A 22,957-nucleotide genomic window follows, 5' to 3' on the forward strand; every position below is an offset into this window, starting at 1 on the left:
CTCAGTCGATCCGGCGTACCAGAAGCTGGTTTCCGGGGCCCTTCTTTGTCTCGAACACCTTGAGCTCGGCGATCAGGTCGCTGAGCTTGCGCTTGCCGTAGCTGCGAGAGTCGAAATCGGGATGGTCGGCCTGAATCTGCTGACCCAGGCGGCCCAGTGGATACCATTCGTCGTCCTGGTCGACCTTTTCCATCGCGTCGTAGATCAGTTGCCGCGCGGCGGCCATCGCCTGCTGGCTGAGGCCGGGCTTGGGGCCGTCGCGTTTCGGTTCGTCGGCCTGCGCGATGTTTTCAATCGCCACGAACCGGTTGCAGGCGTTTTTCAGCGCCGGCGGGGCCTTTTGTTCGCCGATGCCGATGACCGTCAGGCCCTGTTCTCGGATGCGGCTGGCGAGGCGGGTGAAATCGCTGTCCGAGCTGACCAGGACGAAACCGTCGAAATGCCCGGCATGCAGGATGTCCATCGCGTCGATCACCAGCCCGATATCGGACGAGTTCTTGCCCTTGGTCGCCGCCGTCTGCTGATACTGCACGAGGCCCAGTTCCTGCGCGACCTTGGTCCAGCCGGACAGGTGGTTGTTGCCCCAGTCGCCGTACACGCGGCGCAGGCCCGGTTCGCCGAAGCTTGTGACCTCTTTCAGGATCGCATGGGCGTATTTCGCGGGCACGTTGTCGGCGTCGATCAGAACGGCGAGCAGCGGGGTGTCATTGGCCATCTTGGAAAATCTCCGTGTCGAGGTCGGCGCAGGTGGATCGCCCCCGCCATAGGGCATGAAGGGCGCGGGCGCGAGCGGCGTCTTGTTCCCGCAGGTAAATCACGCCGCTGTCGATCCGTTCGCGGACCACGGGCGCGGTCAGACGATGGCCGCAGGCGCGGACCTGCATCGGCTGTCCGACCGACCGGGCCGTCAGCCCTGCCAGGGCCGCGGCGGCATCGGGCGTGACGCGCAGGTGAATCCCGGCTACCCCGTTTGCCGCGGGGCTTGCAAGCTGCACTTCGGCGATGTCGGCAGGGCCGAGGCGCAGCTTTCCTTCGGCGGATTCCAGGGACAACACGGCCGCGGACGGGCTGTTGTCGGCCAGCGCCGGGACGGGCATGGCCATCAGGGCGGCGGCGGTCAGGGCAGGGAGGCGGATGCGATCCATCCCTGCACCCTAAACCAGTGACCGGAACATGACGAGCGCATCGACATAGCCCTGTTGCGGGTGGTGGAACGCGCCGGGGAGGCGGCCGACGATGTCGAACCCCGCGCCTTCCCAGATCGCGACCGCGCGGGTGTTGGTGGAAACCACGAAGTTGAACTGCATCGCCCGGAACCCGAAACCCGGTGCGGCATCGAGCGAATGGGCCAGCATCGCGCGCGCCACGCCCCGCCCGCGCGCGGCCGGCGATGTGACGTAGCCGCAATTGCACACGTGGCTGCCGCCGCCCTTCTGGTTGCGCACCATGTAGTAGGTGCCCAGCGGCGTGCCTGAATCCTCGGCCACGAACACGTGGCGTTGGGGACCGAACCAGTAGGCCAGCGCATCCTCGCGGGAAATATCGGGGTCGATCGCATAGGTGTCGCCCGCGCGGAACACGGGTTCCAGCATTGCCCAGACGGCTTCGTCATCGGCGCGGGTGGCGGGGCGGATGTTCATGTCTGGCCTTCGGTTTCGATGTGGATCACGCTGCCGCAATGCTTGCAATGCACGGCATCGGCATCATGCAGCACAAGCCCGCAGGTTTCGCAAGGTTGCCGCACCTTGTTGGGGCGGAACAGCACCTGCACAAGCCGCAGGAACAGGGTGACGCCGAAGATCATCACCAGCACCGAGATCAGCCGTCCCGCCGTGCCCGGCAGAGTGATGTCGCCGAACCCCGTGGTGGTCAGCGCCGTGACGGTGAAATAGAGCGCGTCGGCATAGTTCCCGATCTGCGGGTTGATCTTGTACTGGGTGGCATAGATCAGCCCGGTCATCACGAAGATGAAAACCGCGAGGTTGAGAACGGCCAGAACCACGTCCTCGTTCCGGCGGAAATAGGGGAAATCCCGGCGCAGGCGGCGCGACAACTGGTAGGTGTGCAACAGGCGCAATGTGCGCAGCACCCGCAGAAAGGCCAGCCCCTCGCCCGCGAGAGGCGCGATGAAGGACACGATCGCGATCAGGTCCGCGATGGTGGTCAGCCGCGTCAGTTGCCGCCAGCGGTTCGTCGACACCCAGAGCCGGGCCAGGAAATCGCTCAGGATCACGACGCCGAAGACGGCGTCCAGCGTTTCGACCACCGGGCCGTGGTCGGTGAAGGATGTGGCGATGACGAAAAGGATCGTCGTGACATCGAAGGTCAGCAACGCGTAGCGGAACCTGTGGGCGCGGTCGCTGTCGCCCATGTAGAGTTCACGTATCCGGTTCTGCATCGCGTCCATCCCGTACGGTGTGCTGCTGGCTATGCAAATAGAAAAGGCGCCGCCAGGCAAGGCGGCGCCCAATTGCAGGGACATGCCTGCCGGATCAGTAGATCACGACCGAGCGGATGGATTCGCCCTTGTGCATCAGGTCGAACGCATCATTGATCTTTTCCAGCGGCATGGTGTGGGTGATCATCGGGTCGATCTCGATCTTGCCGTCCACGTACCAGTCGACGAATTTCGGCACGTCGGTGCGGCCCTTGGCCCCGCCGAAGGCAGTGCCTTTCCAGGTGCGCCCGGTAACAAGCTGGAACGGACGGGTGCTGATTTCGGCACCTGCCGGCGCCACGCCGATGATGACCGACACGCCCCAGCCGCGGTGCGAACATTCCAGCGCGTCGCGCATCACCTGCACGTTGCCCGTGGCGTCGAAGGAATAATCCACGCCGCCGATCTGGTCGCGTTCGGTTTTCGTCAGATCGATGATCGCCTGCGTGACCGAGCCGTCGATTTCCTTGGGGTTGACGAAATGGGTCATGCCGAACTTGCGCGCCATTTCGGCCTTGTCGTTGTTCAGGTCGACGCCGATGATCATGTCGGCGCCCGCCATGCGCAGGCCCTGGATCACGTTCAGGCCGATCCCGCCCAGACCGAACACCGCCGCCGTGCTGCCGATTTCGACACCCGCGGTATTGATCACCGCGCCGATCCCGGTGGTCACGCCGCAGCCGATGTAGCAGATCTTTTCGAAGGGCGCGTCGTCGCGCACCTTGGCGAGCGCGATTTCCGGCAGGACGGTGTGGTTGGCGAAGGTCGAACAGCCCATGTAATGGTAGATCGGCGTGCCATCCAGCATCGAGAACCGCGTGGTGCCATCGGGCATGAGGCCCTGGCCCTGGGTGTTGCGGATCGCGGTGCAGAGGTTCGTCTTGCCTGACAGGCAGGACGGGCATTCGCGGCATTCCGGCGTATAGAGCGGGATCACATGATCGCCGGGTTTCAGCGTGGTGACGCCTTCGCCCACCTCGACGACGACGCCTGCGCCCTCGTGTCCGAGGATCGCGGGAAAGATGCCTTCGGGGTCGGCGCCCGAAAGGGTGAATTCATCCGTGTGGCAGATGCCGGTGGCCTTGATTTCGACCAGCACCTCGCCGGCCTTGGGGCCTTCGAGGTTCACTTCCATGATTTCCAGCGGTTTGCCGGCCTCGAGGGCCACGGCGGCTTTGGTGCGCATAATCCTGTTTCTCCCCGGTTTGCAGTCGCGCGAACCCTGCGGCAATCGCGCGGGTAATTCAAGCGCCGAACCTTGCCCTGCCATGACGCGGGATTTTCAGGGGAAAGCCGCAAATTGACCACATTCCACGGTAAAAATCACGGCTGAATTGGCAGAAGGATGCAGAGATGCGCGGATTTCTGGACAAGCTGAAAAAGGCGGTTGCCCGCGAAGAAAAGACCCCCGAAATGGTCGGGGCGGATGCCACGGCCGAGAACGAAGCGGCCTGGGACGAACAGGTGCGCCGTGAATTCATGGAATTTCACGACACCACGCCGTTGCCCGAAGGGCCGACCGTGTCGTTGCATGACGGTCCGGTGCGCCTGCGCCCGGTGATGCCGTTGCCCGGACAGGAAGTGTCGGGTAGCTGGATCGGCGGGCTGCCCTCGTTGCCGCCGGAAATGCCCTGGCCCGTCCTTGGCGACAACCCCGCGCTGTTCCTGGCGCAGATCGACTGCAGCGAATTGCCGGTGGACCTGTGGGGCGGGGCGGGCCCGCGCGAGGGCTGGCTGGTATTCTTTGTCGCGCAGGACCGGCTGTCGGAGCTGTGTGTGCGCCATGTCGATGGCACGCTTGAGGAACGTCGGCCGCCCGAGGGTCTGAACTATCCGCATGGAATGAATTGGCCGGCGGCGCTGTCGCGCGACATCTGGCCGGATTTCGGCGTGACGCCGCGCTGGCCGGTGATCGTCGAAGAGATCGCCGAGCTGCCCGCCGAAAGCGGGATCGAGCGCAAGCTGAACAGCAAGAATCTGCCCCGGCAGGAATGTTACCGCGACTTCGGCATGAGCGCCGGTCGCTATCCGTTCGACTGGGCATCGGCGCTGCTGCTGCTGCACAGCGCGGCCGAAGACCTGGAGCGGTGGGCCGGCGTCTATCGTGACCGCGTGGCCAAGGGCGAGGAAGACGCCGCGGAGCTGATGCAAAGCAGCGAGGCGGCCGCGCGCAGCGTGGCCCGGCTGATCGAGGGCGTGGAGGGCGCGCGTGCGCGCGCCAGTTTCAGCGACGAGGCGGCGGAACTGGTCGTCGAGGGTCTGCGCCGCGTCAAGCGCAAGGTGGAAATCTGGGACGAGGATGGCCGCAAGGTCGTGGCCTCGCCCGTGATCGGATCGAGCACGGTGATGCGGCAGTACCTGCCGCTGGCCGAGATGCGCGCACGGCAGATCTATTGCGCCGATCCGGCCGCGCTGCCGGAGGCGCAGAAGGCCTATTTCGAACGTCTGTGGTTGTCGGATGCCGAATTCGAAAGCGGGTATATGGGTGGCTGCCCCGAAGGCTCTTTCTTTGAGGGGCACGTCGAGGCAGGGGCCGTACCGCTGCTGATGCTGCCCACAAGCGACCTGATCGGCTGGATGTGGGGTGACCTGGGCGACCTGGGCATCTTCATCCGTGGCAGCGACCTTGAACCCGGTCACTGGGACAACGCCTGGGCGGCTGACACCCAGGGCTGAGCACCGGTCTATTTCGAGATGCGATAGGGTTTGTGGCAGCCGGAACAGCTGGCGCCCAGCTTTCTCAGACCATCCTGAAGCGTGGCATGATCGCTGGTGTCGATGGCGGCGGCGGCCTGCTCCATCTCTTCTGCCGCCTGGGTGAAGCCATCCCAGTCGGTCCAGATTTCGGGGCGCGCTTCGGATGCGGGATCGGTTTCGCGGGCCTGGAACGCTGCGGGAATCCGCCTTGCATGGTCGATCAGGTCTGCGCGGGCCTGGGCCGCGCGGTCGGCGTCGAACGGGATCGCGCCCTTGACCATTCCGCCGATCGTGGCCGTGGCCTCTTTTACCTCGACCATCAGGTTCATCCTGGCCTTCACGGCGGGGTTTTGCACGCCCTGGTGGGCCAGGGCGGCGGTGGCCACAAGGGCCGCGGCGATGGGCAGGGTCGTATAGCGGTGCATGTGTCCTCCGTCTCGGGTTTCCCCGTGAACATATGGCTGCCCACCCCCGGATTGCCAGTCTGGACTCGAATCACGTCGGGCGATACCAAGAACAAAACACGAACAAGTCTGCTGCCGATGTCCCGAAAACGCGCGCTTTCCCTGTGGTTTCCGCGTCTGGGCGCCGAACGTCTGTTGCGCGTGCTGCGCGTGCCGGACTGGTCGGTGCCCTTTGCCGTGCTGCGCGACACCGGGCAGATGCAGGTGATCGCCTCGCTGAACGAGGCGGGCAGCCGGGCGGGGCTGCGGGTGGGCCAGCCGATGCGCGATGCGATGGCGATGTGCCCCGGGCTGATGACGCGGCTGCACAACCCCCAGGCCGAGGCTGCGTTCCTGACGACGCTGCGCCGCTGGGCCACGCGGTTTTCACCCTGGGTGGCCGAGCAGGGGGCGGATGCGCTGATGCTGGACATCACCGGTTGCAGCCATCTGTTCGGCGGCGAAGAGGCGATGATGGCCCGGATCGAGGCGGATTGCGCGCGTCACGGGCTGAGCGTGCTGTGCGGTATCGCCGACACGCCCGGTGCGGCCTGGGCGCTGGCGCGGTTCGCGGGGGATGCGCCGGGCCATATCCGCAGCGGCGACGCCATCGACCAGGAGGCGCGGGCCACCCGGTCGCGTGCCGCAAGGCGCCGGCATTGGGAACGTGGCGGCGCGGCGCCCGTGCAGGGCGCCGTCCGCGCGCCCCGCCATCGCATCGCGGCCCCCGGCCAGACACGCGGCGCGCTGGAGCCGTTGCCGGTGGCGGCCCTGCGGCTGGAGGCGGACACGGTGGAAAAGCTGGGCCGGCTGGGATTGCGCCGCATCGGGGATCTGGCAGGGCAACCGCGCGCCGGGTTGGCGCGGCGGTTCGGTATCGGGCTGGTGCAGCGGCTGGACCAAGCGCTGGGCGCGGTGCCCGAACCGATCAGCCCGGCGCGGCAGGACACGGCGCTGGCCACACGCCTGACCCTGCCCGAGCCGATCGGGCTGGAGGCGGACATTCTGGCCGCGCTCGACCGGCTGATCCCGCGCCTGTGCGAGATGCTGCGCGACCGCGGGCTGGGTGCGCGGGCCGTGCGCCTGCAGGCGTATCGCGCGGATGGAACGATGGGCGCGGTCAGCGTCGGGCTGGCCCGGCCCGCGCGCGATCCCGACCGTATCCGCCCGCTGCTGGCGATGAAGCTGGACGAGCTGGACGCCGGTTTCGGCATCGACATGCTGCGGCTCGAGGCGGTGCAGGCCGAGCCTGTTCACGCCACCGCCCATGCCGGCCACGCCCAGGCGGCGCTGGCCGCGCGCGACCGCATGGGACAGGCCAATGCGCTGGACGACCTGATCGGCCGGATGGGCGCGCGGATCGGGCTGGAGGCGATCACCCGCCGCCATCCGGGCGAAAGCCACATTCCCGAAAAGGGTGCACAGGTTCTGGCGGCCGCGTGGTCGGCCCCGCATGACGGCCCCTGGCCGGACCCGCCCGCGCCGCGCCCGCTGCTGATGTGGCGCCCTGAACCGGTGCAGGCCCCCGACCGGCCGCGCCTGCCCGAACGGTTTCGCTGGCGGCGGCAGGATTTTCGCGTGGCCCATGCGCGCGGGCCCGAACGCATCGCGCCGGAATGGTGGCTGGACGATCCCGAATGGCGCTCGGGCACGCGGGATTACTGGGTCGTCACGACGCAAGACGGGGCGCGGCTATGGTTGTTCTTCGCCCATGGCGCGGCGCTGAGTCCGGGCTGGTTCTGCCAGGGCAGTTTCGCCTGAGCGCCGTTATGCCGTCTGGCTGTAGCGGTCTTCGATGTCGGTTGCGTAATCGGCAACGCGCAGGTGGAACTTGCGGTTGAGATTGCTCCGCGCCAGTTTCAGCGATTGCACCATCAGCCGGGCCGACAGGGTCTTGGGCGAGAGTTTCAGCGAAACGCTCATCCTTGTGCGCTGCCGCGACAGCGCGACAAGATCGATCACCATCTCGGCCTCGAGTCCGGGCGAGCCGCCTGTGAACACCATCTGGTTGGGCGGGTCATAGGTGCTGAGCACGACCGAAATCCGGCGCTCGCGCCCGCGCAGCATGAAGCGGGCATTCCAGCTCATGCCGGGGCCGGGTGCGCGCAGGTTGTCGGTGCGCTGCACTTCGGCGCCGCGGCGCATTGCAGCGCGTTCGAAGCTGTCGAAATCCGCCAGCATCGTGAACACCGCATCGATGGGTGCGGCGATGTCTTCCTTGGAGGCGAATTTCATTGCACTGCTCGTTACCTTACCGGGGCGATATACCTTGCCGTGTTTCGCCTATCGGGCCTTGTCGTGTCAATCCAGCCGATCCGCAAGCCAGTTGCGCAGCAGAAAGCCGGCAATGGCGCCGTGACGAGGAGGCATGATGCGCGGGTGTTGGCGGGCCATCACGGACAACATTTCTTCGCGGGTGACCCAGAGCGCCTCTTCGATCTCGACTGGGTCTATGGAAATCTCGTCGCTTGTCGCCTCGCCCCGGCAACCCAGCATGAGCGAGGCCGGGAATGGCCAGGGCTGGCTGGCAAGGTAGGACACCGGCCCGACGCGCACGCCGGCCTCTTCCCAGACTTCGCGGCGGACCGCAGCCTCGATCGTTTCGCCCGGTTCGACGAAGCCCGCCAGCAGCGAATACATGCCCTGTGGCCAGCCGTGGCTGCGCCCCAGCAGGACCGAGTTGCCGCGCGTGATCAGCATGATGACGACCGGGTCGGTGCGCGGGAAATGATGCGCGCCGCAGGCTGGGCAATCGCTTTGCCAGCCGGCCTGGCCGATGGTGCTTTCTGCGCCGCACCGCGCGCAGAAGCGGTGGCTGCGGTGCCACAGATACAGCGCGCGGGCGGTGGCGGCCAGTTCGGCGTCGCGGGGCGAAAGCGCCGTCATCACCGCGCGCAGTTCGCGAAAGCGGTGGGTGGGCGGCAGGGACGGGTGATGCTGTTCGCTGCGATCGAGGAAGCTGTTGAACGCCGCATCGTCCACCCCGCCGGGATCCCAGGCGGACAAATCGTGCGCAAAGACCGCATGCCCGTCCTCGCGCCCCAGCAGGATCGGGGGCTTGCCGGCGGCCTCGGCCCAGATCGGGTGATCCATCGGCAGGCGCACCAGCGCCGCGCCGGGCCGGCCGCTTTCGTCGGGGGGCGTGTCCGCCACCAGGGGCTTGCCCCGCCAGAGCGCGATTGCGCGCGCCTCGGGGGCGGTTGCCGCCGTGGCGAGGGCCGCACTGTCGCCGCGCAATTCGGCCGCGCGGTCAAGCGACGAGCCCCCGAAAGTCACGGTTTCCGCGATGCGCATTGTCCTGATCCTGTCCCCTGTCCCGGTGGCGCGACATTGCCAGCGCGCGCGGGGAAAGAAAACCCGCGCATGACGCCGTTCTTGCGGGTGTCGTGAAAGCTGTCTACCAATGGTTGTATTCGCTGCGGGGGCAAGGGGGAGCGTCGGCAAGCATGGCGGGACGGAACGATATCAGGGGCGCTGTGCGTGCGGGTCTGCGGCTGATGCAGACAAGCGATCTGCACGGCCATCTTATGGCCTATGATTATGCGGCCGACCGTCCCCAGCCAGGCGTCGGGCTGGTTCGCACCGCTGCCCTGATAGAATCGGCCCGCAGCGAGGTGCGCAATAGCCTTTTGCTGGATGGCGGCGATTTCCTGTTCGGCAATATCGTGTCCGACGACTGGGTGGCGATGCCTGCCCACAGGCAGCCACACCCCGTCATCGCGGCGATGAACGCGCTGGGCTATGACGCCGTGGCCCTAGGCAATCACGAGTTCAATTTTGGGCTGGAGGTGCTGCACGAAGCGGTGGCGCAGGCGCGGTTTCCGCTGCTTTGCACGAATCTTGCACCGCTGCACCGGGACGTGCCGTTCGCGGCCTGCCCGTCATTGATCCTGCGGCAGAGCGTGCTGGACGAAGCCGGCCGTCCGCACGATCTGGCAATCGGTGTTCTGGCGGTACTGCCCCCGCAGGTGATGCAATGGGATGCCGCCCATCTGTCGGGGCGCGTTGCGGCGCGCGGCATGGTCGACGCCGCCCGCACCGAGGCTGCGGGCCTGCGCGCGGCCGGGGCCGATCTGGTGATCGTTCTGAACCATTCCGGGTTGGGGGACGGCAGCGATGCGCCGGATGCCGAGAACACGGGATTGGCCCTTGCCCGCCTGACCGATGCCGACGTGGTGTTGTGTGCGCACAAGCATCAGCATTTCCCGGGGCCACACTACGACGGGCGGCCCAACGTGGATGCGCAGGCCGGAACGCTGGCGGGCAAACCCGCGGCGATGCCGGGATGCTGGGGCAGCCATCTGGCTGTGATCGATCTCGGTCTGGTGCGGGATGCGGATGGCTGGCGGGTTGCCGGCCACCGGACGGCGTTGCGCCCGGTCGCGCGCCGGGTGAAAGGCGCGCAGGTGCCACGGGTCAGGGACGCGCCGGCGATCCTGCGGCTGGCCGAACCGGCCCATCGCGCGACGCTCGACCGGATGCGGCGCGAAATCGGGTATGTCGATGCCGATCTGACCACGCATTTTTCGCAGGTCGCGCCGTGCCGCGTCAGTGCGCTTGTCGCTGCCGCGCAGGCGTGGCGGGCCAAGGCGATGTTGGCGGGGCGTGCGCATCCGCCGATCCTGAGCGCTGCCGCGCCGTTCCGGTGCGGAGGGACGGGCGGGCCGGAAAACTACACCAGCCTGCGCGCCGGCCCGGTGCGCGCAAAGGACATTAGCGCGATCTACCCCTTTCCCAATACGCTGCAGGTCGTCGCGCTTGACGGTGCGCAGATACTGGACTGGCTTGAACAGTCGGCCGTACAGTTTCACCGCCTGCAGACTGACTGCCCCGGACAGGCCCTGCTGCGCGAGGACTATCCAAGCTACAATTTCGATATCCTGCACGGGCTGCGCTATGTGATCGATCCGGGCCGTGACCCGCGGTTCAACCCGGCGGGCCGCCTGTTGGACGCCGGTGCATCGCGGCTGCGCGCGGTTACGTGGAACGGGGCGCCGCTTGATCTCGGCGCGGAATTCTGGGTGCTGACAAACAGCTACCGGGCCGAAGGCGGGGGACATTTCGCCGCGCTTTCGGGGGCCGGGCGTGTCCAGGCGGCAAACGAGTCTATTTCCGAGATTCTGCAGCGGTACCTGCAGGCAGGCCATGGCCTGCCGGCGGATCGCAGTCCGGTGTGGCGCTTTGCCGATTTGCCCGATGTGCAGGCCGTTTTGCGCACCGGTCCGGGCGTGGCCCCGCCCGATAGCGCCGCGTTGGAACCCGATGGGATCGACACGGACGGGTTCGCGCGTTTCCGGGTGCGGTTCTGACGGTGCGCCGGGTTGCGAATCTGGGCGGGCCTGCCTATATGCGGCAGTGAGAGGTTGGCGCGGGCAAGCGCCTCGCCAACCCGGTCAGGTCCGGAAGGAAGCAGCCGTAACGAGCCCCGCTTGGGTCGTTGTCCAGCCTCTCACCTTGGTTTTTCCCAAGAATTTACCTCGTGAGGCGGGCCTAGTGCCCGCCTAGCGCGTGAAGTCGGTGATGACCGTCACGCCTGCACCCTGGAAATCGTCCATCGCGCGCAGCGCGGCTTCGGCCTGCCCGAGCGCGATCCGCCCGGTGACAAGCCGCGAGATATCCAGCCGCCCGCCCGCGATCATCCCGAACAGGGCGTCGAAGCGCCGTGCCGCCATGCCGCGCGATCCCGCGATGCTGATCTGGCGCGAATAAACCAGTTCCAGCAGCGGCAGGCTGACGGTTTCATGACGCCCGAGCGGCATCCCGATCTGGACATGGCGACCCAGCTTGCGCAGCGACCGGACCGAGTTTTCGAAGGTGGCCGTCACGCCAAGCGCCTCGACCGAGACATGGGCGCCGCCATCCGTCATGTCACGCACCGCCGCGCCGACATCGTCGATGCCTGTCACGTTCAGCACCGCAGTGGCGCCAAGATCGCGCGCCATCGTCAATGCGTCGTCTTTCACATCGACGGCCAGGACGCGCGCGCCGAGCGCTGCGCCGACCATCACCGCCGACAGGCCGACGCCGCCGCAGCCATGCACGACCAGCCATTCGCCGGGGCGCAGATCGCCCCGGTCGACCACCGCACGGAACGCCGTGGTGACCCGGCAGCCCATGCCGGCGGCCTCGTCATAGCCCAGGCTGTCGGGCAGGTGCACGAGGTTGAAATCGGCGCGCGGCACGGCCAGCCGTTCGGCAAAGGCGCCCCAGCCGGTGAATCCGATCACCTCCTGGTGGTTGCATGTCGTGGGATCGCCTGTGCGGCAGTCGGGGCAATGCCCGCAGGCCAGGATGAAGGGTGCGGTCACCCGGTCGCCCACCCTGAAGCCGCGCACGTCGCGGCCGACCTCGGCCACGGTGCCGGCAAATTCGTGCCCCATCACATGCGGCAGGACGACATCGGGATCAGCGCCTTTCCACGCGTGGTGATCCGAGCGGCAGACACCACAGGCCATGACCTGCACCACCACGCCATCGGGCGGGCATGTCGGATCGTCCACGGATTCAAGCGACAGCGCGCTGTCGTAGCGATCCATTACCAGTGCTTTCATGGTCTGCCCTCCCTGCGGCGATGGCCGGCAGGGAAGCGCAGAGTTCCGGCAATGGCAAGGGGCGGCGCCTCAGCCCCGGCCGCCCAGGCACTTGGCAAAGGCTGCGCCCATCGCGCGCAGGGTTTGCGGATAAAGATCGGGACCGGGTGCGTTTTCCAGCGTTCCCATCGGATCGAGCGATGCCGTGGCCAACCCGTCGACGCCAAGCGCAGCGATGATGTCCGCATCGAATTGCGGTTCGGTGAAGACGCAGGTGACGTTCAGGTCGCCGATCTTGTCGCGCAGGTCGGATATCCGTCCGGCACTGGGGGTCGTGGCGTCCGACAGGCTGATGGAGCCGGCAGCGGACAGGCCAAAGCGGGCTTCGAAATACTGGTAGGCGTCGTGGAACACGACAAAACCAGGCGAGTCCTGTGGGATCGACGCAGAGATCTCGGATTCGAGCGCGGCAAGGCGGTCTTTGCCTGACTGGGCGTTGGCACGATAGGTGGCGGCATTGTCCGGGTCGAGTTCGGACAGTTGCGCCGCGATCGCATCAAGCCAGGCAGCCCCGTTGCGTGGATCGAGCCAGGCATGGCTGTCGATCGGGCCATGTGCGCCGCCATGATCGTCGTGGTCGTCATGTGCCTCGGCGGAGTGGTCGTCGTGTTCCTCGTCATCATGCGCGTGATCGTGGCGGTCGAACGTCGCGCCGCTGCGCTGTTCCAGCAGCGTCGTGCCCGGAGCGTCGAGCAGATGCATGACATGCGCATCGCCGGCCAGCGTTTCGACCGATTGCATCAGCCAGGGTGTCAGCGACTCGCCCACCATCACCACGAGTTCTGCCTGGTCGAGCGCGCGGGCCTCGGACGGGCGGAGCGAATAGCCATGCGGCGACGCGCCTGGACGCACCAGCAGCGCGGGTTCGCCAAGATCACCCATCACCTGGGCCACGATCGAATGAACCGGGGCGATATCGGTGGTGACGCGGGGCACCTCGGCCATGACGGCGGTGGTGGTCAGCAAAATGGCGGCAAGGGCAGGACGGAGCATCGGATACCTCGGATTCGGAGCGTTCGACGTTCAGATACATGTGATAGTATAACATCACAAGTGAAATGTTATAATATTGCATTCCTTTCTGGCCAGGCCTATGGTGGCGCGTCATGACGAATACCGCCTTTCACGCCCACGACCACACCGCCTGCATCGCCGACGCCTTGTCGGTGGCTGATGCCTATTGCGCCGAAAACAAGCTGCAGTTCACGCCCGTGCGGCGGCGCGTTCTGGAAATCCTGCTGGAAAAACACCGGGCGCTGGGCGCCTATGACATCCTGTCGGACCTGGATGCTGAAGGTTTCGGATCGCAGCCGCCCGTGGTCTACCGGGCGCTCGATTTCCTGGTGAGCCACGGCTTCGTTCACAAGATCGAACAGTTGAACGCCTATACCGCCTGCACCCATCCGGGCGCAGACCATGTGCCGGCCTTCCTGATCTGCCGGTCCTGCGGCGCGGTCGAAGAGGCCATGGCCCAGCCGGTGCAAGGCGCGCTGCGGCGGGCCGCGCGCGAGGTCGGCTTTGTCATCGAGCGGGCCGTGATCGAGGCGCAGGGCCTGTGCCCCAAATGCAGCGAGGCCGGGGCATGAGCCTGATATCGGCGGAAAAGCTGGGCGTCCGGCTGGGTGGGCACGAGGTGCTGTCGGGCGTCGATTTCGCGATAGAGCGGGGTGAGATCGTGACGATCGTCGGGCCGAACGGGTCGGGCAAATCCACGTTTTTACGTGCGCTGATCGGCGCGCAGCCGCTGAATTCAGGGCGAATCGTCCGTGCCCATGGCTTGCGCATAGGCTATGTGCCTCAGCGCCTGCATATCGACCCGACCCTGCCGATGACGGTGGCGCGGTTCCTGTCGCTGCCAAGGCGGCGCGGTGCGGCCGACGTGTCCCGCGCGCTGGAGCGCGTGGCGGTGCCGCATCTGGAAGGCCGGCAAATGGCGGACCTTTCGGGCGGTCAGTTCCAGCGCGTGCTGCTGGCGCGGGCGCTACTTGAGGCGCCGGACCTGCTGATCCTGGACGAGGCGACACAAGGGCTGGATCAGCCGGGCTCGGCCGCGTTCTATCGCCTGATCGAAGAGTTGCGCCAGGATCTGGGCTGCGCCGTTCTGATGGTCAGCCACGAATTGCACGTTGTCATGGCCGCAAGCGACAGGGTGATCTGCCTGAACGGTCACGTCTGTTGCCAGGGCACCCCCGAGATCGTGGCAAGCGCGCCGGAATACCGCGCGCTGTTCGGCACCGGCACGCAAGGGGCGCTGGCGCTTTACCGGCATGACCACAACCACAGCCACGAAGGCGATTGCGACCACGCCCATCACCGCCACGAGGAAGAGGCATGAGCCTGCTTGACGATTTCCTCATCCGCGCCGCGCTGGCCGGGATCGGCGTTGCGCTGGCCGCGGCGCCGATGGGTTGTTTCGTGGTCTGGCGGCGGATGGCCTATTTCGGGGACGCCACGGCGCATGCGGCGATCCTGGGGGTGGCGCTGGCGCTGGCGCTGGATATCCCGGTATTCGGTGGCGCGGTCGCCGTGGCGCTTGTGATGGCGCTGACAGTCAGCACGCTGAGCGGGCGGGGCTATTCGATGGACACGCTTCTGGGTGTTCTGGCGCATTCGGCGCTGGCCTTCGGCCTTGTGGCCGTGTCGTTCCTGACCGATGTGCGGATCGACCTCATGGCCTATCTTTTCGGTGATATCCTGGCGGTGGGTCATGCCGACCTGGCGGTGATCTGGAGTGGTGCGTTGCTGGTGCTGGTGCTGCTGGCGTGGCGGTGGCAGGCCTTGCTGACCGCAACGCTGAACCCCGACCTGGCCTATGCCGGGGGGCTCGATCCACGACGCGAACAACTGATCCTGACGCTTGCGCTTGCGCTGGTCGTCGCGGTGGCGATCAAGGTCGTGGGTGTTCTGCTGATCGCGGCGATGCTGCTGATCCCGGCGGCAGTGGCGCGTCCGTTCGTGCGCACGCCCGAACAGATGGCCATCGGGGCCTCGGTTTCGGCGGTGATCTCGGTGCTGGGCGGGCTTGCGCTATCGTTGGAGTACGACACCCCGGCGGGCCCGAGCATCGTCTGCGTGGCGGCCGCGCTTTTTGTGCTGTCGTCGCTTTTCCGCGGGATCGGGCAGCGGGCATGACGCTGCGTTTTTCGCAATGCGAAACGATTTTCCACTAGTTGACGGGCAACATCCCCCGCTTTAGGTTTTTGCCCTGAACGAGGACCGCGCAGGCGGCCCGAGACATATTGGATCACGGGGGGAGCGCATGGCCGATATCCATCAGGTCAATGATCTTATTTCCATTGAACGTCAGGGCGACATTGCGCTCGTCTGCATCGACAACCCGCCGGTGAACGCCACCGGACAGCAGGTGCGCGAAGGCCTACAGCAGGCGATCGAGCAACTCAATGCCGAAGGCACCGCCAAGGTCATCGCGATCTATGCCGCCGGGCGCACCTTTGTCGCGGGTGCCGATATCCGCGAGTTCGGCAAGCCGCCGAAAGCCCCCGCACTGCCGGACGTGTTCAACGTGATCGAGGACAGCGCCATTCCAGTGATATCGGTCATGCATGGCACGGCGCTGGGCGGCGGGTTCGAACTGGGTCTGTCGACCCATGCCCGCATCGGCATCGAAGGGCTGCGCGTCGGCCTGCCCGAAATCAACCTCGGGCTTCTGCCCGGCGCCGGCGGCACGCAACGCGTGCCGCGCCTTGCGGGTATTCCCATGGCGCTGGACATGGCGCTGTCGGGACGCATGGTTTCGGCAAAGGCGGCATTGGAAAAGGGCCTGATCGACCGTCTGGAAAGCGGCGATCCGCGCGACGTGGCGCTGAAGGCGGCGCAGGATGTGCTGGATGGCACACTGGCCACCCGCCGCACCTGCGACCTGGACACCCCCAGGGACGACAAGGCGCTGGAAGACACCGCCGCGATGCTGAAGAAGAAACAGGCGCACCTGTTCTCGCCGCACAAGATCGTCGAGGCGGTGCGTGCATCCTACCTGCCGCGCGCCGAGGGGCTGAAGATCGAGCGGCAAGCCTTTGTCGACAGCATGGACACCCCGCAGCGTGCGGGCATGATCCACGCGTTCTTTGGTGAGCGCGCGGTTTCGGGCATCCCCGAGGCCAAGGGCGATACCCGCCCGCTGGACAAGATCGGCGTGATCGGTGGCGGCACGATGGGTTCGGGCATCGCGACCTCGTGCCTGCTGGCGGGCATTCCGGTGACGCTGGTCGAAGTGGCGCAGGACGGGTTGGACCGGGGCGTTGCCACCATCACCAAGAATATCGACGGCGCGGTGAGCCGCGGTAAGCTGGCCGCGGACAAGCGGGACGCCGTTCTGGGTATGCTGACGCCCTCGCTTGAGATGGAGGCGCTGTCCGATGTCGATCTGGTGATCGAGGCGGTGTTCGAGCAGATGGACGTCAAGAAGGACATCTTCACCAAGCTCGACAGCATCTGCAAGGACGGGGCGATCCTGGCGTCGAACACATCCTATCTGGATGTGAACGAAATCGCCGCCTGCACCGGTCGTCCGCAGGACGTTCTGGGCCTGCATTTCTTTTCGCCGGCCCATGTGATGCGCCTGCTTGAAATCGTGCAGGGCGAAAAGACCGCCGCCGACGTGCTTGCAACCGGTTTCGCGCTGGCCAAGAAGCTGAAGAAGGTCGGCGTTCTGGCACAGGTCTGCGACGGGTTCATCGGCAACCGCATCCTGGCGCATTATTCCAAGACCGCCAGTTACCTGGTGCTGGACGGGGCAAGCCCGCAACAGGTGGATGATGCACTGGAAGGTTTCGGATTTGCCATGGGCCCGCACAAGGTGGGCGACCTGGCGGGGCTGGACATCGGCTGGATGACGCGCAAGCGCAAGGCCGCGACCCGCGACCCGAATGAACGCTATGCCGGCGACGTGGCCGACCGCATCTGCGAAGAGGGCTGGTTTGGCCGCAAGACCGGCAAGGGGTATTACCTTTATGACGGTGGCGCGCCTGTGCCGAACCCCGAGGTTGCCAAGATCATCGACGCGGTGCGCGCCGAAAAGGGCATCACCCCGCGCGACTTCACCGATCAGGAAATCGTCGACCGCTACATGACCGCGATGATCGTCGAGGCCGCCCGCGTGGTCGAGGACGGCACCGCCAAGCGGCCCGTGGACGTCGATATGGTGTTCCTGTTCGGCTATGGTTTCCCGCGTTTCCGGGGCGGGCCGTTGCATTACGCCGATACGATCGGCGCCAAGGAGCTGGTTTCGCGAATCGAAACCTATGCCAAGGAAGATCCCCATTACTGGCAGGTGCCGCCCATCCTTAGGAAGATGGCCGAGGATGGCACCAAATTCGCCGACCTGAACTGAGGAGCCGATCATGGACCTGAGCTTTACCAAGGAAGAAATGGAATTCCGCGACGAGGTTCGCGCCTATCTGGCGGATAACCTTCCCGAGCGGATTTCCGATGCGGTGCGCCGCGGTGGCGAGCTGACCAAGGAAATGATGGAGGAATGGCACGCCATCCTTCAACGCAAGGGTTGGCTGGCGACGATCTGGCCCAAGGAATACGGCGGGCCCGGCTGGACGCCGGTGCAGCGCCACATCTTCGAGGAAGAATGCTGCCGCGCCTATGCGCCGCGCATCGTGCCTTTCGGCCTGAACATGTTGGGCCCGGTGTTGATCAAGTTCGGCACCGAGGAACAGAAAGCCGAGATCCTGCCGCGCATCCTGGACGCCACCGACTGGTGGTGCCAGGGCTATTCCGAGCCGGGCGCGGGCAGTGACCTGGCCAGCCTGAAAACCCGCGCCGTGCGTGATGGCGACGAGTGGGTGATCAACGGCCAAAAGACCTGGACCACGCTGGGACAGCACGCCAACAAGATCTTCTGCCTGTGCCGCACCGACCCGGACGCCAAGCAGCAGGAAGGGATCTCCTTTATCCTTGTCGATCTGGACACGCCCGGCATCGAAATGCGCCCGATCAAGCTGATCGAGGGCGGCCACGAGGTGAACGAGGTGTTCTTTACCGATGTGCGCGTGCCCTATGGCAACCTTGTCGGTGAAGAGAACAAGGGCTGGACCATCGCGAAATACCTGCTGACGCATGAACGTACGGGCATCGCCGGTGTCGGTTTCTCGATGCAGAGCCTCGAAGAGGTCAAGGCGCTGGCCCGCAAGGTCAAGCGCGGCGGCAAGCGCCTGATCGACGACCCACTGTTCGCCGCGCGCATCGCGCAGGCCGAAGTGGACCTCGAGGCGATGAAGATCACCAACCTGCGGATGCTGTTCAAGGCGCAGGAAATGGGCGCGCCGGGGCCCGAAACCTCGATCCTCAAGATCAAGGGCACGGTCATCCACCAGGAGCTGAAAGACCTCGCGCGCCGTGCGCTGGGGCCGGTGGCCGCGCCGTTCCCGGGTTATCTGGCCGAGGGCAACATCATGTTCGGGCCCGATGGCACGGAACACAACGCCGCACGCTATTTCAACAATCGCAAGACCTCGATCTTCGGGGGATCGAACGAGATTCAGCGCAACATCCTGAGCAAGGCCGCATTGGAGCTGTAAGAGATGGATTTCAACCTGACAGAAGACCGGCGGATGCTGTCGGACAGCCTGAACCGGTATCTTGGCGACAAATACCCGGTCGAGCATCGCAACAAGGTGGCTTATGACCTGCCGTGTCACGACCCTGAAAAATGGGACGAGATCGCCGAGCTGGGCGCGCTGTTCGCTCTGGCGCCCGAGGATGCGGGCGGGTTCGGCGGCACCGGGTTCGATATCTCGGTGGTGTTCGAGGCCCTGGGCCGGGCGCTCTGCCCCGAGCCTCTGCTGGGCGCGGTCATGGCCGCGCGCATCCTGACGAAACTGGGTGCCGACCAGGAGTCGCTGCTTACGGGTGCCACGAAATACGCCGTGGCCCTGGCCGAGGTCGACGCACCCTATGATCCCGCGGGCATGGATTGCGAGGCCAAGGCATCGGGCGACAGCCATGTTCTGTCGGGCCGCAAGACATCCGTTTATGGCGGGCAGGTGGCCGACGTGTTCATCGTGGCGGCCATGCTGGATGGCAAGCCCGCGCTGTTCGAGGTTCAGGCAGGCGACGCGCAGGTCGTGGGTTATCCGATGATGGATGGCGGCGGCGCGGCGGAATTGCTGCTGGACGGTACCAAGGCGACACTGCTGGCCGAAGATGCCGGCGCGATCATCCAGGATGCGGTGAATGCCGGGATCGTGGCGCTGTGTGCCGAGGCCGTGGGCGCGATGGACGTGACCCACGCGATCACCGTCGATTACCTGAAGCAGCGCAAGCAGTTCGGCGTGCCGATCGCCAAGTTCCAGGTGTTGCAGCACCGCGCCGTCGACATGCTGACCGAGATCGAGCAGGCCCGCTCGATCACGATCAAGGCGGCATCCGAACTGGACGGCCCGGACGCGGCGCGCTTTGCCTCGATGGCGAAAAACATGATCGGCCGGGCCGCGCGCCTTATTGCCGAAGAGGCGATCCAGATGCATGGCGGCATCGCGATGACATGGGAATACCCGATCTCGCACTACGCCAAGCGGCTGGTGATGCTGGACGCGCAGCTGGGCGATACCGATTACCACCTGAGCCGGATCATGGCCGATCTGGCGGCGTGATCTGATTGCCGATAGGGTTGGAAACCGCGCCGTGTTCCGGCGCGGTTTTCGTTTCAGAGCGTGCCATATGAATGCGCGAGAGCGGCCACGTTGGCCGGTCGGCATGGACGCGGCTTGCGCACGAAGGTAAACACCCGCGCATGAGCGACGCGTACACGCCCCCCGACACGCCCCTGGATGTTTTGCACGAGGACATGGAAATCCTCGTGGTGAACAAGCCTGCCGGCCTTTTGTCGGTGCCGGGCAAGGGCGCGCACCTGGCCGATTGCCTGTTGAGCCGCATTCAGGCGGCGTTCCCGCAGGCCCTGCTGGTGCATCGGCTGGATCGCGATACCTCGGGAGTGATGGTGTTCGCGCTGACGCCCCATGCGCAGCGCCACCTGGGCCTGCAATTCGAGAAGCGGCAGGTAAAGAAAACCTATGTCGCACGTGTGGCCGGACGGCTGGAACCGCGCAAGGGCACGGTCGATCTGCCGCTGATCGTGGACTGGCCGAACCGGCCCCGGCAGATGGTGTGCCATGAAACCGGCAAGCCCGCCATGACCGACTGGCGCGTGACCCGCTATGGCGAAGGCGAAACGCGGGTGCGGCTGATGCCGAAGACCGGGCGCAGCCACCAGTTGCGGGTGCATATGCAGGCACTGGGGCATCCCATTCTTGGCGACCCGTTCTATGCCACGGGCCCGGCGCGCGACGACCATCCCCGACTGATGCTGCATTCCGAGGAATTGCGCCTGCGCCATCCCGATGGCGGCGTGGGTATGGCGTTCAAGGCCAAAGCCCCGTTCTGAGCCGTCTGGCGCCGTTCGCGCGCAGCGGATAGGCTTTCCGCAAAGGGGAAGCTTGCCAATGAAACTGACGCTGCATCACATCAACCTTGCGACCGACAAGGTCGAAGAGATGGACACCTTCTACCGCGATGTGATGGGGCTGGACGTGCCCAAGGCGGATGTGCCCGCGCTTGAAAAGACCAAGGGCTATGCCGGGGACGTGGCGTTTCGCAGCGACGGGGCGATCCAGATGCACCTTGCGCGGCGCGACATGCAGGCGGGGTTTCGCACGGGGCATGTCGTCAACCCGGTGGATCGGGGCCATATCGCGTTCCGCACCGACGACATGGAGGCGTTCAAGGCGCATCTGGACGCGCAGGGCATCCCCTATTCTGACTGGGGACATACGGCGGTAAAGGGCTGGTGGCAGATTTTTTTCTACGACCCCGACGGCAACGTGGTCGAAGTGCATCAGCGCGTGGCCGATTAACCCTGGCTGAGCGCCTCGCGGAACGCGATGAACCGCGGGTCGGTCTGCACGCGGGCATTCATCGCCTCGCGCAGTGCCGCGACGCTTTTCAGCGGGCGCATGGCGACTTCGAACAAGTTGATTTCGCCTGCGTCGTTCAGCGTGATCAGGTCGACGCCAACGGCATCGAGATCACCGACCTTGCACTGGAATTCCAGCGCCCAATCGTTTCCGTCGCCCATGACGCGGCGATAGCGGAAATCGGAAAACACCTGCCCGACATGGCCCAGCACCGCGGCCACCTGTGCGCGGCCCGTCCATGTCGCCCAATAGGTCGGAGGCAGGAATCTGACATCCTCGGCCAGCAGGTCGGCGATCAGGGTTTCGTCGCCCTTGGCGACAACCTCCATCATGCGGGTGATCGTGGGATGCATCGGAACCTCCGGCAATGAAAAGGGGCGCCGAAGCGCCCCTTTCTTATCGGTTTCAGGCGGCGTTCCAGCCCGAGACAGCCTTGACCTCGAGGAAGTCCTCGATGCCCCAGACACCGCCTTCACGGCCGTTGCCCGATTGCTTCATGCCGCCAAACGGCGCGCCTGCGCCGCGCGGGTTGCCGTTCATCTCGACCATGCCGGAACGCAGCTGCGTCGCCAGCCGGTTGGCGCGCGCGCCGTCCTGCGTCTGGACATAGTTGGTCAGGCCGTAAACCGTGTCATTCGCGATCTGCACGGCCTCTTCCTCGGTTTCGAAGGGGATGATCGACAGCACCGGGCCAAAGATTTCCTCGCGGGCGATGGTCATCTCGTTGGTGACATCGGCAAAGACCGTGGGACGTACGAAAAAGCCCTTGTTGAAGCCTTCGGGGCGGCCCGGGCCACCCGCTACAAGGCGCGCGCCTTCTTCGATGCCCTTTTCGATCAGGCCCTGGATCTTGTTCCACTGGGCCTCGTTCACGACGGGGCCGATATGGCGGCCTTCTTCGTTGGCGGGGCCGACCGTGATGCTGCTTGCCACTTCGGCTGCGGTTTCCACCGCCTTGTCGTAGACGCCCTTCTGAACCAGCATCCGGCTGGGTGCATTACAGCTTTGGCCGGTGTTGTTCATCATGTGCAGAACGCCGCGCTTGACCGCCTTGTCGTCGGCGTCCGCGAAGATGATGTTCGCACCCTTGCCGCCCAGTTCGAGATGCACGCGCTTGAGCGTTTCGGCCGCGTTCTTGGAAATCGCAATGCCGGCGCGTGTCGAACCGGTGAAGCTGACCATGTCCACATCCTTATGGCCGGACAGCTGGCTGCCGACGCCGGGGCCGTCGCCGTTCACAAGATTGAACACGCCTTTCGGGAACCCGGCCTCGTGCATCATTTCGGCGAACAGGATCGCGTCGAGCGGGCTTTCCTCGGACGGTTTCAGAACCATGGTGCAGCCCGCGATCGCGGCGGCGATCACCTTGAGCGTGATCTGGTTCATCGGCCAGTTCCACGGCGTGATCAGCGCGCAGACGCCGACGGCCTCGTGGATGATGCGGTCGTTGGGCGCGTGATCACCCAGCGGCTTGATGAATTCGAAACCTTCGGCCGCTTTCAGGAAGTTCTTGATATGGCCGTAACCTGCGCCCCATTGCTGGGTGCGGGCCATGTCGATGGGCGCGCCCATTTCGAGGCTGATTGCCTGGGCCATCTCTTCGGCGCGGGCCTTGTAGACATCGGCCAGTTTCTTGACCAGCGCGATACGCTCTTCGACCGGGGTGGCCATCCAGCCGGGGAACGCCGCCTTGGCTGCGGCGACGGCGGCGTCAGTGTCGGCCTGCCCGCCCAGCGAGATCACCGCGCAGGGTTCTTCGGTGGTGGGATTGATGACGTGATGGTCGCGCCCGTCTTTCGGGTCGACCCATTCACCATTGATGTAGAACTGGCGTTTTTCGATCATGTC

Annotated in this window: 23 protein-coding genes and 1 other RNA gene; 12 read left to right on the top strand and 12 right to left on the bottom strand. The window is 65.7% G+C overall.

Annotation, left to right across the window (positions count from 1 at the left end):
* Position 1: 1 nt before the first annotated feature.
* From BLT50_RS13790 to BLT50_RS13810, 5 genes are all read right to left on the bottom strand, one after another.
* Positions 2 to 715, bottom strand: coding sequence for an NYN domain-containing protein (locus BLT50_RS13790; RefSeq protein ID WP_090029294.1), 714 nt, complete (start codon positions 713 to 715; stop codon positions 2 to 4).
* Entirely contained in the window at positions 705 to 1,145 is a 441-nt protein-coding gene (locus tag BLT50_RS13795) for a hypothetical protein (RefSeq protein WP_090029295.1), read from the bottom strand. The genes BLT50_RS13790 and BLT50_RS13795 overlap by 11 nt, the downstream gene beginning before the upstream one ends.
* Before the next feature lie 9 nt (positions 1,146 to 1,154).
* Positions 1,155 to 1,640 (bottom strand): GNAT family N-acetyltransferase, encoded by a 486-nt coding sequence (locus BLT50_RS13800; RefSeq protein WP_090029296.1) that lies wholly within the window; start codon positions 1,638 to 1,640, stop codon positions 1,155 to 1,157.
* Positions 1,637 to 2,398 (bottom strand): potassium channel family protein, encoded by a 762-nt coding sequence (locus BLT50_RS13805; RefSeq protein ID WP_090029394.1) that lies wholly within the window; start codon positions 2,396 to 2,398, stop codon positions 1,637 to 1,639. The genes BLT50_RS13800 and BLT50_RS13805 overlap by 4 nt, the downstream gene beginning before the upstream one ends.
* Positions 2,399 to 2,492: 94 nt before the next feature.
* Complete coding sequence (locus BLT50_RS13810) at positions 2,493 to 3,623, bottom strand: S-(hydroxymethyl)glutathione dehydrogenase/class III alcohol dehydrogenase (protein ID WP_090029297.1); 1,131 nt, start codon at positions 3,621 to 3,623, stop codon at positions 2,493 to 2,495.
* 167 nt (positions 3,624 to 3,790) lie between these two features.
* Between BLT50_RS13810 and BLT50_RS13815 the strand changes: the two genes are divergently transcribed.
* Complete coding sequence (locus BLT50_RS13815; RefSeq protein ID WP_090029298.1) at positions 3,791 to 5,113, top strand: DUF1963 domain-containing protein; 1,323 nt, start codon at positions 3,791 to 3,793, stop codon at positions 5,111 to 5,113.
* A gap of 8 nt (positions 5,114 to 5,121) precedes the next feature.
* On the opposite strand, the gene BLT50_RS13820 is transcribed toward BLT50_RS13815, so the two are convergent.
* Positions 5,122 to 5,559: a c-type cytochrome gene (locus BLT50_RS13820; protein WP_090029299.1), complete on the bottom strand. Its 438-nt coding sequence runs from the start codon at positions 5,557 to 5,559 to the stop codon at positions 5,122 to 5,124.
* 117 nt (positions 5,560 to 5,676) lie between these two features.
* On the opposite strand from BLT50_RS13820, the gene BLT50_RS13825 reads away from it, so the two are divergent.
* Complete coding sequence (locus BLT50_RS13825; RefSeq protein ID WP_090029300.1) at positions 5,677 to 7,338, top strand: Y-family DNA polymerase; 1,662 nt, start codon at positions 5,677 to 5,679, stop codon at positions 7,336 to 7,338.
* 6 nt (positions 7,339 to 7,344) lie between these two features.
* Here the strand turns inward: BLT50_RS13825 and BLT50_RS13830 are convergent, their stop codons facing one another.
* Both BLT50_RS13830 and nudC read right to left on the bottom strand, forming a co-directional pair.
* Entirely contained in the window at positions 7,345 to 7,812 is a 468-nt protein-coding gene (locus BLT50_RS13830; protein ID WP_090029301.1) for an SRPBCC family protein, read from the bottom strand.
* A 66-nt stretch (positions 7,813 to 7,878) separates the two neighbouring features.
* Entirely contained in the window at positions 7,879 to 8,871 is a 993-nt protein-coding gene (gene nudC, locus BLT50_RS13835) for an NAD(+) diphosphatase (protein WP_090029302.1), read from the bottom strand.
* A 152-nt stretch (positions 8,872 to 9,023) separates the two neighbouring features.
* Here nudC and BLT50_RS13840 point away from each other — a divergent pair, with 152 nt between their 5' ends.
* Together BLT50_RS13840 and ffs are read left to right on the top strand one after the other, a co-directional pair.
* Positions 9,024 to 10,886, top strand: a complete 1,863-nt coding sequence (locus BLT50_RS13840; RefSeq protein ID WP_090029303.1) for a bifunctional 2',3'-cyclic-nucleotide 2'-phosphodiesterase/3'-nucleotidase — start codon at positions 9,024 to 9,026, stop codon at positions 10,884 to 10,886.
* Between the two features lie 47 nt (positions 10,887 to 10,933).
* Positions 10,934 to 11,032, top strand: an RNA gene (ffs, locus tag BLT50_RS13845) — signal recognition particle sRNA small type.
* 46 nt (positions 11,033 to 11,078) lie between these two features.
* On the opposite strand, the gene BLT50_RS13850 is transcribed toward ffs, so the two are convergent.
* A complete protein-coding gene (locus BLT50_RS13850) occupies positions 11,079 to 12,128 on the bottom strand; it encodes a zinc-dependent alcohol dehydrogenase family protein (protein WP_090029304.1) in 1,050 nt (349 codons plus the stop codon).
* 69 nt (positions 12,129 to 12,197) lie between these two features.
* The gene (locus BLT50_RS13855; RefSeq protein ID WP_090029305.1) at positions 12,198 to 13,160 is read right to left on the bottom strand and encodes a zinc ABC transporter substrate-binding protein; all 963 of its coding nucleotides are present in this window, start codon (positions 13,158 to 13,160) and stop codon (positions 12,198 to 12,200) included.
* Positions 13,161 to 13,273: 113 nt separating this feature from the next.
* Here BLT50_RS13855 and BLT50_RS13860 point away from each other — a divergent pair, with 113 nt between their 5' ends.
* From BLT50_RS13860 to BLT50_RS13895, 8 genes are all read left to right on the top strand, one after another.
* The gene (locus tag BLT50_RS13860) at positions 13,274 to 13,753 is read left to right on the top strand and encodes a Fur family transcriptional regulator (RefSeq protein ID WP_090029306.1); all 480 of its coding nucleotides are present in this window, start codon (positions 13,274 to 13,276) and stop codon (positions 13,751 to 13,753) included.
* Positions 13,750 to 14,502 carry an ATP-binding cassette domain-containing protein gene (locus BLT50_RS13865; RefSeq protein ID WP_090029307.1) on the top strand — a complete coding sequence of 251 codons (753 nt, stop codon included), beginning with the start codon at positions 13,750 to 13,752 and terminating at the stop codon, positions 14,500 to 14,502. Before BLT50_RS13860 ends, BLT50_RS13865 begins: the two co-directional genes overlap by 4 nt.
* Positions 14,499 to 15,299, top strand: coding sequence for a metal ABC transporter permease (locus BLT50_RS13870; protein WP_175491481.1), 801 nt, complete (start codon positions 14,499 to 14,501; stop codon positions 15,297 to 15,299). Before BLT50_RS13865 ends, BLT50_RS13870 begins: the two co-directional genes overlap by 4 nt.
* Positions 15,300 to 15,426: 127 nt before the next feature.
* Entirely contained in the window at positions 15,427 to 17,517 is a 2,091-nt protein-coding gene (locus BLT50_RS13875; RefSeq protein WP_090029308.1) for a 3-hydroxyacyl-CoA dehydrogenase NAD-binding domain-containing protein, read from the top strand.
* A gap of 10 nt (positions 17,518 to 17,527) precedes the next feature.
* Positions 17,528 to 18,715 (top strand): acyl-CoA dehydrogenase family protein, encoded by a 1,188-nt coding sequence (locus BLT50_RS13880; RefSeq protein ID WP_090029309.1) that lies wholly within the window; start codon positions 17,528 to 17,530, stop codon positions 18,713 to 18,715.
* A 3-nt stretch (positions 18,716 to 18,718) separates the two neighbouring features.
* Positions 18,719 to 19,789 carry an acyl-CoA dehydrogenase family protein gene (locus BLT50_RS13885; RefSeq protein WP_090029310.1) on the top strand — a complete coding sequence of 357 codons (1,071 nt, stop codon included), beginning with the start codon at positions 18,719 to 18,721 and terminating at the stop codon, positions 19,787 to 19,789.
* A gap of 140 nt (positions 19,790 to 19,929) precedes the next feature.
* Entirely contained in the window at positions 19,930 to 20,580 is a 651-nt protein-coding gene (locus BLT50_RS13890) for an RluA family pseudouridine synthase (RefSeq protein WP_090029396.1), read from the top strand.
* Positions 20,581 to 20,638: 58 nt separating this feature from the next.
* Positions 20,639 to 21,049: a VOC family protein gene (locus BLT50_RS13895; protein WP_090029311.1), complete on the top strand. Its 411-nt coding sequence runs from the start codon at positions 20,639 to 20,641 to the stop codon at positions 21,047 to 21,049.
* On the opposite strand, the gene BLT50_RS13900 is transcribed toward BLT50_RS13895, so the two are convergent.
* Entirely contained in the window at positions 21,046 to 21,462 is a 417-nt protein-coding gene (locus tag BLT50_RS13900) for a nuclear transport factor 2 family protein (RefSeq protein ID WP_090029312.1), read from the bottom strand. The genes BLT50_RS13895 and BLT50_RS13900 overlap by 4 nt on opposite strands.
* A gap of 52 nt (positions 21,463 to 21,514) precedes the next feature.
* Positions 21,515 to 22,954 carry an aldehyde dehydrogenase family protein gene (locus BLT50_RS13905; RefSeq protein ID WP_090029397.1) on the bottom strand — a complete coding sequence of 480 codons (1,440 nt, stop codon included), beginning with the start codon at positions 22,952 to 22,954 and terminating at the stop codon, positions 21,515 to 21,517.
* Positions 22,955 to 22,957: the final 3 nt, after the last annotated feature.

Origin of the sequence: Lutimaribacter saemankumensis (genome assembly GCF_900100005.1) — a bacterium.
In the GTDB taxonomy this organism is placed as follows: domain Bacteria; phylum Pseudomonadota; class Alphaproteobacteria; order Rhodobacterales; family Rhodobacteraceae; genus Lutimaribacter; species Lutimaribacter saemankumensis.

Excerpts from the sequence above, each read along its gene's own strand:
- BLT50_RS13905 (WP_090029397.1), bottom strand. The coding sequence starts at position 22,954 with ATGATCGAAAAACGCCAGTTCTACATCAATGGTGAATGGGTCGACCCG.
- BLT50_RS13810 (WP_090029297.1), bottom strand. The coding sequence starts at position 3,623 with ATGCGCACCAAAGCCGCCGTGGCCCTCGAGGCCGGCAAACCGCTGGAA.
- BLT50_RS13895 (WP_090029311.1), top strand. The coding sequence starts at position 20,639 with ATGAAACTGACGCTGCATCACATCAACCTTGCGACCGACAAGGTCGAA.
- BLT50_RS13900 (WP_090029312.1), bottom strand. The coding sequence starts at position 21,462 with ATGCATCCCACGATCACCCGCATGATGGAGGTTGTCGCCAAGGGCGAC.
- BLT50_RS13840 (WP_090029303.1), top strand. The coding sequence starts at position 9,024 with ATGGCGGGACGGAACGATATCAGGGGCGCTGTGCGTGCGGGTCTGCGG.
- BLT50_RS13825 (WP_090029300.1), top strand. The coding sequence starts at position 5,677 with ATGTCCCGAAAACGCGCGCTTTCCCTGTGGTTTCCGCGTCTGGGCGCC.
- BLT50_RS13850 (WP_090029304.1), bottom strand. The coding sequence starts at position 12,128 with ATGAAAGCACTGGTAATGGATCGCTACGACAGCGCGCTGTCGCTTGAA.
- BLT50_RS13870 (WP_175491481.1), top strand. The coding sequence starts at position 14,499 with ATGAGCCTGCTTGACGATTTCCTCATCCGCGCCGCGCTGGCCGGGATC.
- BLT50_RS13830 (WP_090029301.1), bottom strand. The coding sequence starts at position 7,812 with ATGAAATTCGCCTCCAAGGAAGACATCGCCGCACCCATCGATGCGGTG.
- BLT50_RS13800 (WP_090029296.1), bottom strand. The coding sequence starts at position 1,640 with ATGAACATCCGCCCCGCCACCCGCGCCGATGACGAAGCCGTCTGGGCA.
- BLT50_RS13820 (WP_090029299.1), bottom strand. The coding sequence starts at position 5,559 with ATGCACCGCTATACGACCCTGCCCATCGCCGCGGCCCTTGTGGCCACC.
- BLT50_RS13865 (WP_090029307.1), top strand. The coding sequence starts at position 13,750 with ATGAGCCTGATATCGGCGGAAAAGCTGGGCGTCCGGCTGGGTGGGCAC.
- BLT50_RS13875 (WP_090029308.1), top strand. The coding sequence starts at position 15,427 with ATGGCCGATATCCATCAGGTCAATGATCTTATTTCCATTGAACGTCAG.
- BLT50_RS13805 (WP_090029394.1), bottom strand. The coding sequence starts at position 2,398 with ATGCAGAACCGGATACGTGAACTCTACATGGGCGACAGCGACCGCGCC.
- BLT50_RS13890 (WP_090029396.1), top strand. The coding sequence starts at position 19,930 with ATGAGCGACGCGTACACGCCCCCCGACACGCCCCTGGATGTTTTGCAC.
- BLT50_RS13790 (WP_090029294.1), bottom strand. The coding sequence starts at position 715 with ATGGCCAATGACACCCCGCTGCTCGCCGTTCTGATCGACGCCGACAAC.
- BLT50_RS13880 (WP_090029309.1), top strand. The coding sequence starts at position 17,528 with ATGGACCTGAGCTTTACCAAGGAAGAAATGGAATTCCGCGACGAGGTT.
- BLT50_RS13855 (WP_090029305.1), bottom strand. The coding sequence starts at position 13,160 with ATGCTCCGTCCTGCCCTTGCCGCCATTTTGCTGACCACCACCGCCGTC.
- nudC (WP_090029302.1), bottom strand. The coding sequence starts at position 8,871 with ATGCGCATCGCGGAAACCGTGACTTTCGGGGGCTCGTCGCTTGACCGC.
- BLT50_RS13795 (WP_090029295.1), bottom strand. The coding sequence starts at position 1,145 with ATGGATCGCATCCGCCTCCCTGCCCTGACCGCCGCCGCCCTGATGGCC.
- BLT50_RS13815 (WP_090029298.1), top strand. The coding sequence starts at position 3,791 with ATGCGCGGATTTCTGGACAAGCTGAAAAAGGCGGTTGCCCGCGAAGAA.
- BLT50_RS13860 (WP_090029306.1), top strand. The coding sequence starts at position 13,274 with ATGACGAATACCGCCTTTCACGCCCACGACCACACCGCCTGCATCGCC.
- BLT50_RS13885 (WP_090029310.1), top strand. The coding sequence starts at position 18,719 with ATGGATTTCAACCTGACAGAAGACCGGCGGATGCTGTCGGACAGCCTG.